Below are 12,249 nucleotides of genomic sequence, written 5' to 3'. Positions count from 1 at the left end.
CAACGACACGACATTCCCAGGCAGATCGCTCCATGCCAATTATGGAGAGTTTGGCGCGACGACCTGGCGGGTGAGCGCATCGCGCTCCAACGCCGTCAACTGCTTGGTGTCCTCCGCGGAAAATGTGCCGTTGCCAAGAACGCGGACCATGTTGTTCGGGTCATAATTGTTGCTTTGTCTGCCACGGTTCCGCTGTTGTTCGCTATTGGGGCGATCTTCCTCACTTCCTCCACCGAAGCCGAGGAACTCGACGATGATGATGGAGGGTTGCTCGCCGGCGCGCGCCTGCGGCACGGTGGCTTGCTGGGCTGCGGCGCCCGCCGTGTTCGAGGCTTCGGTCAGGCCGCCGATGTTGGGTGCCTGGACCTGCGGCACGCCGACGACGCCGCCTTGCGCCTGGATGTTGGCGGCGTTGACGATATGCAAGGCTGCGATGTTGACGAAGCTCGATGCGCGGATCCCCGCCTCGCCTGCATCGACGGTGCCGAGCGGCGCGACCAGATCGACCGTCCCGGGCGGCACCTCCGCGATCTGTCTCAGCGTCGCGATGCCGGCGCCGCTGGACGGCACGACCGGTGACACGGTGACATTGCCGTATCTGTCGTAGGCGCGTTTGGGCGGCGTGTAGATCACCGTGGTTTTGGCGCCGCGGCCGGCGTTGATGTCGCCTTCCGCCGACCAGACGATGATATTGCCGCCGAACGTGGTCATGATGCGCGACAGGCCAAGCAGCACGCTGCCCTTCGAATAGATCTGGATGTCGCCTGCCCCTTGCGTGATGAGGCCGGCATCGGCGCCCGGCGACAGCCCCTCGGTCCCGAGCGTGACCTCCCCGTTCGGCACCAGGAACTGGATGTCGCCGCCGAAATCGGTGTGCACATAACCGCTTTGAACGGTCGTCTTACCCGCGCCGGCCGCGACCGCCGCCGAGAACATCGTGATATCCCCACCATAGGCGGCATCGTTCGGCAACAACGTTGCAATCGCCTGGCGCCCGCGCAAATAAGAGCCGGCACGTGGGCCGCCATCTTCGTTGTATTCGCGCCCGCCTGCGGTCAGTTCGGCGTAATAGACCTGCCGCAGGAAGATGCGCTGCTGCGCTGCCGACAAGGTGAAGAAGTAACCGAGCGCATCGGCCTCGGCCCCGCTATAGCCGAAGCGTGCCTTCAGCCAATCGTAGAGCTCGGCCTCATAGGTCTTGGCGACTTTGCCGGGCTGGTCGGCGAGTTTCCCCTCGCCCACGAGATTTTTTGGATCGAGATAGAGCTTCGCAAAGCCGGTCCAGTCGACTTGCCCAACACCAATCTCGCCCGCACCCACGCCGGCCTGCATGACGACACCGGCGCCGGGCCGGTTGTCGCCCGCGAGCAACGGCCCGATGCTTTCGACCGTCGCGATCGACCCTTGATAGATGTCCTTGGCGGCTGTGATTTCGAGCGTGCCGGGGCCGGCAATCGCCAAGCCTCCGCGCCACCCGTTGGTGGACGAGGGAGCGCCCGCATAGATGATGTTGCCGCCGGCCGCGATGGTGGACACGTCGTTCTGATCGGTGTGCAGGATCAGACCCATCGTATTGACGATATCTCCGCCTGCGAGCATCCGCAGCGGCCTTGCAGCCTGATAATAGGTGTTTGCAACGATGCTCTGATCGGGGGCGGTCCAGCTCTGGTCGACGATCCGGCCATATCTGATGCCCGTGATGTCGCCATTCACCGCATAGATGTGTGACGGCTTGCGTTGAGACGGATCGCCTTGGTCCAGCGGGGCTTTATCCTTCACCGTGCTTGAATCGAAGGCGAAGGGGTGCCCACCACTCGTGTAGGAATAGACGACAATTCCTCCACCGACTTGGTCAGCCGCATTCGCGTAATCGCCGAAATAGTTAGAGGCCGTGATGTTAAGCCCATCATTCAGGATCACCCAGGCCGGCTTGAACGGCGTCGCCAACGCCGTTGTCGGAGTCACCAAGGGACCCATCTCCTTACCGTCGCCGAAGATCGATCCTTGCGCCAGCACCTCAAGTTCGCCACTCGGTGACGGCAACATCAGCCCTCCGCCCGGGTTATAGATATTGCCGTTCGCGGCGATCGCCCGCACGATAGGGGGCAGGTATCGGGAATAGGTTGCGCCGCTGCCCGGCTGGAGCGAGCCCCCCGCGGCAAACATGTTCACGGCGGTTTGCCCCGTCCAGAGCGTGAACCAGCTCGCGCCGTCACCGTTCGTTTGACCGTTATTCGCGTCCGTCCAGGCCGTGAGGCCGACGCGGCCCGGATCGAGGATGGTTCCCACGGCCAGATCGCCGCGCGCGCGAAGATTGATCACGCTGTCGCCCGGCGCGAAATCTCCGCCATAGAGCGTGGTCATCGAATAAGGCGTCAGCGGATTGATCGGCCGCGGGTCCGTCCCGCTATCGTTACGAATGTTTGTCGCGGTGAGACTACCGAAATCTCCTGTCGCGACATCCATGGTCCCGCGCAGACTGACGAATTGATTGCCACCGGTGCCGATATCGCCCGCTTTCACCGACAGCGTGCCGCCGCCCGTCTGGACCAGGCTGCCATCGCCCATCACTCGGCCGCTGCCACCGACGGCGATGACCACGCCGCGACCTATGTCGCCGCCGAGCGTGCCGCCCGCTTGCAGCGTGACATTGCCGCCACCGAGCGTACCGAGGCCGGAGAAAGCGGACAGATTCAAAGCAGCGGCGTTATTGGTGTTGATCTGATCAAACGTATAGCTGCCGAAATTGATGCCCCATGCCGTGCGCTGGCCGATCTCCGAACCACCCTGGCGCCACAGCCAGCTTCCAACCTCGTCCGCGCGCGGCGTCAGCGTGCCCTTCACGTCACCTTGCGCGGCTAGCAGGAAATCCCCGCCATGCTCGGTGTAATACATCCGCTGCGAGCCAAGCGTCGCTTCATACGCGGCGTTTGTTGAGCCCAGCACCGTGCCATCGGACAATGTGCCCCGGCTGGCGTTGTAAGGATCGTTGGCCGCGGTCCCGGTCTCCTTGATCGCAGTGCCGGCGGTATAGACCCCGAACGGTGATTTTTGCTCGTAATTGCCGCCGGCGAGAAGCTCGAGATCCCCGGTGCCGGTGCGCACCACGCTGACGCCAGAGGTCGACGTGCTCCCAACGAGCGTGACCTGGAAGGGATCGTTCAACACCACATTGCCTGAACCAGCGAGACTGTCTGCCGTCTTCAGCCCCCGACTGTCGGCGCTTGCAAGATCAGCACCGCCCACAAGCCGCATCGACCAGGATTGCGTCCCCGGTGCGAGCATGGGTGCGATCGCCCACACCTTGCGATCGCCCGGCCCGGTCACCTTCACGTTCGTCATGCCGGCCGGCAGCACCGTGCCCTTGGGAAGCGGCGTATCGGCATCGAACGTGTAACCCCCGAACAGGGTAAGGCTGGACCCCGCCGGCAACGTCACAGGCTGAAGCACCAGATTGATGGCTGAGTTGATGAAGACCTGCCCGGTAAAATAGAGGCCTTTCTCGAACACGGTGCCGATCGGAAATACTGTGTTGACCAGAAGCGTATCACCCGGGTTGTAGGTCTTTTCCGGCGTGATGATGCGCCCGCCATTCAGCTTCCTGGTCTGAACATTGGGCCCTTTTATAGTGAAGGGCTCCGACAAGGTCATCGCGACGGGAAGTGGATTTGCGGCGTTCGGGCTCTGCACGATCCTTCCGTCGACGAGATTCAGTTCCAGGTTGATTGTGCCGTTGCTCGGAATGGTCGATCCGTTGCCGATTATGACGTCATCCATTGTGACCGTGTAATTTGATCCAAGCATGGTACCTGCCGGGATCAGCACCGTCAGCGCGTCGGGCGATTTCGGCGGCGGTGCGAAGCCGTCGTTGATGCTTCCGTTGATCTTGAAATCGCCGGCGGCACGGACGACGAGCACGCCCGGTTCGCCGGAGCCTGGCGCGGCCGGATCGACCTTTGGTCCATAGCGATAACCGGAGAAATCGAGATCGCCGTTGGTCGAGAGATCTCCATCTGACGTGATGGCAACGCCCGGCCGCAGATGGAAGGCGGAGCCATAGGCCGCAAGCCCGGCAAGGCGATTATGCAAGTCGCCATTCTGGAGTGCCGCGTTGATGAATGCCTCACTGTCGGCATGCAGACCATCGAGGTAGGCCTGATCGATGACGCTACCGCCCGGAAGTTGATAGGTGCGGAAGCCGTTCATCGCGATGTTGCTGGTTCCGCGGATATCGAGCGGGCCGCGCGCGTCGACGGCGATGTCATTGGCGCCGATACCGTCGTCATTGGTGTCACCGCGCCGCGGCGCATTGAGCTCCAGCTTACCGCGCGCTACGCTGTCCGGCGAGGACATATCGATGGTTGCGCCTGGCCTTAGCGTCATGCTGCCTTGCTTGCTCGTGACCTCGACATGCGCGGTGTTGTTGGCCTCGATCGGCGCACCATAGCTGTCGGTCTGCAGCACGGAGTGATGCACATCGAGCACGGCGTTCCGCGTCAAGGTCAGATCGTCACGCGCCGACAGGCGGATGGTGCCGGGCTTCGTCCCGCTCGCATCGATCCTGCCGTCGACCGTGAGGCTGCCTTGATCGACGGAGACCGTCACATAGCGCGCCTTGACGCCGTTGCCGATGACAAGACTGCCCTGACGCAAATCGAAGCTACGCGCGCTGAAGAAGCCGGCGTCATTGAGCTTCGCGTTCAATGCGGCGAAATCGCCAAAATCCTGCGCCGCCACCGTGAACTGGCCGCTCTCGAAATCACCCGTCGACGCCCCCCTGATCGTGCCGCCGAACGAGACGTGCCCATGTGCAGTGTCGATGGCCTTGGTCGTGATCGAGCCCGCGGCGTTGTTCACCGCCGAAACATCGATCACCGAGCCGGCGCCCTGGATGATATCGCCGCTCGTGCCATTCAGAACGAGATCGCCGCCCCAGCTATATTTCGTGACATCGAAGAAGGAAATAGCACGGCCTGACAGGTCGATCACCGCGTTTCCGCCGAGCACGACGTCATGCGCGGCGTTGAACGTCAGTTTGCCGGAGGGCAAGGCAAAAGCGGTATCGACAAAGACGCTGTCGCCGCCAAAGGAAACCGTCCCGCCGAGATCTGTCACGCCGCGTGTGTCCGCGGGCGCGGCCCCAGCCGGCGCGACCAGACGCAGAGCGCCGCCCGCGGTGACATCGAGCTTCGCGCCATTGCTCGCCGTGATCAGCGGGGCCGCGATGGTGAGATTCCCGCCCTGCAAGGCGCCCTGACTGTCCTGGCTCAAGCCCACTTTGAACGTGCCATCGCTGTTCGCGGTGACGCGCCTCAACGCCGTCAGCGTGACATCCGAGAAGCCGAGCGCGAGACGATTCAGCGTTGCGCCATCGGTCGGCTTGCTCTGCGAAGCGTCGTAGCCGAACAGAACCTCGTTCGCCGTGATGGCGAGATGCCCCAATCCCGTGCCGGGACCGCCGGGCATGACGCTGGCCGGCGCTTGGCTGCCATACGGAGCGGCGGTGCCGGTGCGGATGCCGTTCCAGATCAGCACATCGGCCCTGATGCTCGCCGTGTCGCTCGCGGAGCCAAGACCGTAGATAGCCGGCGTGTTGAGAACGAGCTTGAGCGGATCCTGCGCTCCCTCCTGCCGCGTGGTGTCGAGCGCGACGTTGCCGATCAGATTGAACGCGCCGTTTGCCGTGAGAATGAGTTGTTCGAGCGGGGGAACCCCGGCGGTCGTCGACGGCCGCAGGAGCTTGTCGAGCACGCTCTGGGCGAGATTCCAACCCGAAGGAAGCTGGCCCGCGGCCTGCGCCGCAGCAAGCGCGGCCTCCGTGCCGACATTGACCTGCTCCTGCGTGACGTTGAGATAACGTGCGCCGAAATTGACGTCACCCATGGTGAGCCCGCCCGGCCCGGCCAGCACCACACTGCCGTCAGTGAGCAGCGATGCACCGCTCGCGATGTCGATCTTGCCGGGGCCAACGGCGTTCAGGAATTGGAACCATCCATTGGCGACCGCGAGCACGGCCGGACTGAAATTGGGATCCGCGTACAGATACGGGCTTATGTTGGCATAGACATAACCGAGCGTGGAATCGACGGCGTTGCTGCGCAATCCGCGCGTATCGATGGTCGCGCCGCCCGCCATGTTGACGGCCTTGCCGACCAGGAAGACCTGGCCCGCGCGGATGATGGCGCCATCGAGCAGGTTGACGGCCGCAGTCGTGCCTCCGTCGAAATAAACGTTGGCGCCGGCCCCGGGGTTGTCTTCCTCGAAGTACAGGCTCGTGCCGCCCAGCAAGAGCGTCGATGCCTTGAAGGCGTTGATGTCGTCGCTCGAGATGGACGTATGCCCGGCTATGGGCACGGCCCCTGGCGCCGTGATGTCGAGCACGGCAGGCCCCAACGAGGTGGCCGACGGCATGACGATCAGCGTCCCGTCGATACCGCCCTTGGCGCCATCGAACAGCGCGGTGCCGGCGAAGGACAGCGACTTCGTATTATCCGACTGCGGCAGGAGACTGATCTCAAGCACCTTGCCGTCCTCTGGCAGACGATGCCGGAGACCGCCGAACTGGGCCGCCCGCGCGCGCTCGAAATCGGCATAGCTCGTCTCGTTATATTGCGAGTAGCGGCGCGTGCTCTGGCCGGAGCTGAAGATCACCCTGGTCGGCAACGCGTCCTTAATTCCAGTGTTGGCGACGCCGAGATAGCCCGATGTGATGACGGAGGCATTGCCGATGGTCACGGGCGCAAACGTGGTGGTTCCCGTCGAGCCAAGCTCGATGCGATAGCCGCCGGGCAGCAGCGCATAGCTGGAGGGCAGCAGCGTATAGGTGCCCGCCGGCAGTCCCGGCACGCCAGAGGGAAGAGTGATCTGCTGACCGATCGCCGGATCGCCGGCGCCGTTGGTCGCGATCGCCGGCGCATATTCAGCGGCGTAACCGGGCACGATCGCATAGACCTTGTTGCCGGCGGCGCTGTAGCTGTTGACCGGATTGGCATTGACGAGCGCTGTCTTCAACACATCGACCGAACCGCCTCGGCCGGAGATGAAGCCCGCGCCGGTGAGCGTGCCGCCGCCGCTGAGATCGAGCACGGCTCCAACCTCACCCACGACCGACGCGGCATCGATCGAAATACCGCTCGCGATCTTGTAGCCGTGATGGTCATCGTAAGATGCGCCCGCCAGATTGCGCAGTGTGCCGTCCGCGCCTTGATAGGTGATCCCGTCCGAGGTGCCGCCAAAAGGCATGATCAAGCCGGCTGCGCTTGCGGAGGTGATGCTACCGCTGCGGAACGTGATACGTGCGTCAGGCGGCACGTCATTGGCCGCGGTATCATCATAATTGTTGAACCAGATATGGCCCAACGGTGCGCGAAGAACGCCGCCCTGGTCGATATTGGCGGCGAAAAAGGCGACACCGCCGAACACCGAAGGCGGGACCGCCGGTGTCTGATCGTCATTGCGGCGGATGGTAAGACGGGTATCTGGGGCATAGCCGCCATTGTCCAATCCGGCCCGCTGGCCAGCCCTGATAATGGCGACCGCGCCGCTCAGAGGATAAATCTGGTCTGCGATCAGCGTGAGATTATAGGCATTGAGGCCGCCAACCTGTTCGTTTTGGTCAGCACGGATTGTGGCATCGCCGACCCGAAGATCACCGCGGCTTTGCAACGTCACCTGGTCAAAACCATAGGCGACGGCATCTCGGATCAGTCCTGAGCCATAACCTTGCTTGGCCGCCGCGCCGAAATGAATATCCCCGTAGAGATCGATGAGATCGGCGGAGATGGTAAAATGACTGTCCTTCGCGATCAATTGAGGAGCAGCAAGAAGGAAGCCGCTCGGCACATTGATGCCGGGATAATAGCCTCTGGCATTGTCACCCGCTGCGGGCTTTGTCCCACTGTAGTTGAACCCATCCAGGCGGACGTAAGGCGCCGCAAGGCGAATGCTGGCATTGGATAGATCGGAGGGCGCCGTTATCACACCGCCTGACAAGCGGATGCTGCGCGAAAGCTGAAGATCGATATTGCCGCCAAAAACAAAGAGATCGCGAGTCGAGAGCGATAGCGATCCAAACCCACCCTGCTCTATCTGGTCGACACCGATCACGGTGCGCCCGAATTGCAATGTCGGATCGTCCTCACCCGGCTTGAGATCGGCGCTGAGGCCACTGCGACCCGCATACTGCACGAGGGTGATATCGCGCGATCTCTGGAAGTCTTCCGTCAGTTCGCCGATAGCATAGGGCGCGTTCGCGCTGGGTTGCCCCAACGTATAACCTCGTTCAGCCATCGTCAGATTCAGCGTTCCGCCGGAGGCGCCGCTGCCGCCGCTAGCTGCTCGCAAGGTACCGTCGAGCGTGATGCCGAAGGCGGAATAGAGCGAGATCGTCCCGCCATTGCTGGCGGCAGGCGTCGAGACATAGCCGTTGCCGGTGGAGACATCGACCAGCGCGGAGGTGCCCGATGCATCGATCAAGGCGCCGGGACGAAGGATCACAAACGCATCACTGACGACGGGCACGCCCACGTTGTCGACCGCGCCCGTGCCGCCGATGCGGATCGTGCCGCCGTCCGGTACAGCCGTGTAAGCAATCCCGCGCTCATCGCGTCCCACCGCGCCGCGTGCGGAGACATCCAGCACCGCCTCGCTGCCGATCCAGATCGAGCGGGTCAGGGCGAATTCGCCATAGCCGGAATTGTACCTGGTGTCGCCGGGCGCGTCCTGCAGGCTCGTGATCAGGATATTGCCGGCGGGCGCCGTGATCGCGCCGTCGATGACGGTCTGGCGATTGGCGAAAACCGACACGGAGCGCCCGGCATCGACATTGATGGAGGCGCCTTTCGCCAGCGTGAAATCATGCAGGCTCGAGAGCGTCACATCGGCGCCGACCCGCTGCGTGACGCTATGCGCGACGGGATTGATGATGAAGCTCGGCGGCGTCCACAGCTCCGCGGCATCCGCGACAGGGCTTCCCGTCGCCGCGTCATAGCTCTTGTCCGTGAAGCGATAGACCGGCACCTCGACGTCAAGGCGCGTTCCCTCGCCGATCTCCATGCCAGTGTTGCTGGAGATCTTGTACGCGGAGAAGCCGGACCGGAACAGCTCGGGGTCGAGCACCAGCGCATCGGCCACGGCCTTGCCGATCGCGATCGCCTGGCCCGCATCCAATGTCAGCGTGCCGCTGCCGCCAAAACCATACGCGCGGATAACGCCCTCAAGGATGAGCGGATTGGTGAAGAACTGCGTCGAGGCCAGATGCGCATAATCATTGGCGACGAGGCTGACATTGCCGCCCTTGCCGCCTTTGGTTTTGCCATCCACCAGGATCGCGCCGCCTGACGACACGTCAATGAGCGAACCCTTCGAAAGCGTGATGCCGCCTGTGGTCGAGACGGTGAAATTTCCGCCATCAAGATGCGCGAGACGTGATGAATCGGTTTGCGTGTCGCGGAATTCGTTGGTCCACAATCCGCTGAGATCAATGGCAACCCTTTCGCCGATCGTGACCTGCGAATTGCCGTTCGCGTCGTTGAGCGCCCACCATTTCGCGTTCTGCCCCTGGCCGAGCACGGCATGCATGAGATTGGTCAGCGTAATACTGCCGCCATGAGCCGTGACGTCTGCGCCGATATCGACATGCGGCGCCGCGAAGGTCACCTCCGCGCCGGGCGCAAGTTCAAGCGGCGCCTCGACAACGATTTCCTTGCTGCTCGCAAAGTTGAGACCGCCCAGCTTGGCGGCATTGATCGCGTCCGTATCAAACAACGCGGTGCCGATGCGGCTGTCAGGCAACGGCGATTTGTCGTTCAGCGCCTCAGTGATATCAGACACACGGCCAAAGACGACCCGCGCAGCGGATGCATCGGTGAGACCGATACCCGAGTAGCTGCCGAGCGCAAGCCTGCCCTCGAGCGGCGCGACGTCCTGGGGCAGCTTGTAGCCGTCGGTGGTGCCGGAAGGCCGGTTCCCGATCTGGCGCTCACCCTTCACGATGTCGGCGAGGATGGTGGCTTCGAAGATCGACGTCGGCGTCGACAGGATAAGGGAGCCGGCGTCGCGGCCGACGGTGTAGCCATCCTCCCAGCGGGTCGAGACACTGCCCTTGCCGAACGGGGACGCCCAGATCTCGGTCAGCTTATCGTAAACCTTGCCCTCGATATAATGCTTGCGCACATAGCCGCCGCCGAGCGCCGCGAACTGCATATCCGCGCGCGCATTGTTGATATTGTAGGTTCGGCCGTCCGCCCCGAGGAAGTTGGTGGTCCTGATATAGCCGCCCTCGTAGCTGACCGAGCCGCCGGATACGTCGAACGCTGCGCCCTTCTGCGCGACCACCCCCGGCGCCGCCAGCGTGATGGTGCCGCCGAGCGCGGTCCATTCCCCGATGCGATGGGCGGTATTGGCGAGATAGCCCGAGACCTCGAGCAAACCGCCCGGCGTATAATAGCGGTCGGTCGCATAGCCGCCTGTGCCAGCCGGCACCAGCACCAGATTGCGCGCGTCGATCCAGACATCTGCGTTCTTCAGATAATCCTGATCGCGATTGACCGGTGAATCGCGCAGCTCATTGCCTTGCACGTTGACCATGATGTTGTTGGCCGACATCGGCAGCAGCACGCCGCGCACGCCCGAGACATCGATCACCGCGCCATTCTCGGCGAAAACGCGGCGACCGGCGCTGACGGCCACCTGGCCACCTTGCGCCTGCGTGATAGAGCCATCCTTGAAGACCACGTTGCCGCCACTGACGATCTCGACGCGGCCTTGGTCGAGCCGATCGGCGAGCAGCGAAAGATTGTTGAACTGGGCGTTGGCGGTCGGAACGTGGGTGAAGGCGTTGGAATCGGCGATCAACTGGTTGCGCTGGCTGTCGAGCGCGGTCTCGGCGCTGCCGAGTTCGGGCAGGATGGCGGTCAGGCTGCCGCTGCCGAGCGTGACGCTACCAGCAGCATCGGAGGCAGCGTTCAGGAGATGGATGGTGCCGCGGGTGTTGACCGAGGTAGTGGCAACCAGCACGCCGTCCTGGCCGATGCTGCGACCCGCGAGTGTGATGTCGCCTTGCTGCGCGAAGATCAGGCCGGAATTGCCAACGACCGCAAGCGCATCGCGGACGATCGGCGAAATCTCGTTGCCGCGCGTGGTCGAGGCCTGGTTGGCGTCGGTGCCGTAGCCTGGCCGCAGCAGGAAATCGTTGCCGGCCGCAAGCTGCACCTGACCGCGCGGCGCGCTGATCGCGCCGGCGTTGCTGACCTCGGTGCCCATCAATAGGACGAAGCCGCCGCCCTGCTTCGCCGACGACGGCGCGCGGGTCGAGATCAGCGCGCCGGCCTCGACCTTCACGGCCCCACCAGCATCGGTGAAGCTGGGCACGTATTGGCCACTTTCCTGCCGCGAGTAGATGCCGCTATTGAGGAACTGGGTATCGGTGCTATTGGCGGTCGAGGCGATCAGCGACCCGACATTGATCTGGCTCGCACCGCCGAAGATGATGCCGTTCTGGTTGATCACATAGACCGACCCGTCGGCCTTGATGTTGCCGAGGATCTGGCTCGGCGATGTGCTGCCGACCACGCGGTTGAGCGCCACCCAACTGGCGTTGCCCTGCTGATCGAAGATGAGCGTGGTGCGCGCGCCGACGTTGAACGAATTCCAATTCAGGATCGCCTGCGCCCGGGTCTGCTGGATGCCGACCTGGGTCTGGCCGCTGGCATCGACGGCCTGCGTCGGCGCATTGGCGCCCTGCCATCCAGCCGCCGCCTGCAGGCCGCCCGGCGCCAGCCCATTCGGCACAGCGACCTGCGGCAGCGTCGCGGAGCGCTGCGCGGCCTGCGCCGCGCTGCGCGCCGCGTCCTGCACCGCCTGCATCGCCTGGATGGCGCGCGTGGCCCGCGCCATCGCATCCTGGCTTTGCTTGGCGACCGTCGCCGCGTCCTGCGCCGCCGACTGCGATGCAGCCATCGCCGCCGCCGATGGTGTCGGTGCCTGTCCGCCTAATGGACGTGCCTCCACTGCAGTATTGGCCAGGAACAGCGCCACCACGCTGACGCCGGTTCGCAGCGCCGCGTGACGGGCATGGCGGCGCATGGGACCATTAGCGGTCGAGGGTGAACGGGCGGACATCGGGCGGCTCCTTCAGACGACGGTACGCCCCTGACGCTGCAGCCGGAAGTCGCCGCCGCCTCGGGGGTCAAGAGAGGTCTCACCGCTAAGACCGAATCCCGAGTGGCCGTTGACTACGCTTTCGGAAGA

1 protein-coding gene is annotated in these 12,249 nt (G+C 63.7%); it reads right to left on the bottom strand.

What is annotated here, in order from left to right; translation table 11 throughout:
* Positions 1-39: 39 nt before the first annotated feature.
* Positions 40-12,120, bottom strand: coding sequence for a filamentous hemagglutinin family protein (locus AC5ZGW_RS03130; RefSeq protein WP_496113854.1), 12,081 nt, complete (start codon positions 12,118-12,120; stop codon positions 40-42).
* Positions 12,121-12,249: the final 129 nt, after the last annotated feature.

Source organism: Bradyrhizobium sp. Crot121 (assembly GCF_059512385.1).
Note: the sequence above shows the minus strand (reverse complement) of the source record. Positions and strands in the feature narration are given on the sequence as shown.

What these genes read in the sequence shown, in the direction of transcription:
- AC5ZGW_RS03130 (WP_496113854.1), bottom strand. Translation starts at nt 12,120, where the DNA reads ATGTCCGCCCGTTCACCCTCGACCGCTAATGGTCCCATGCGCCGCCAT.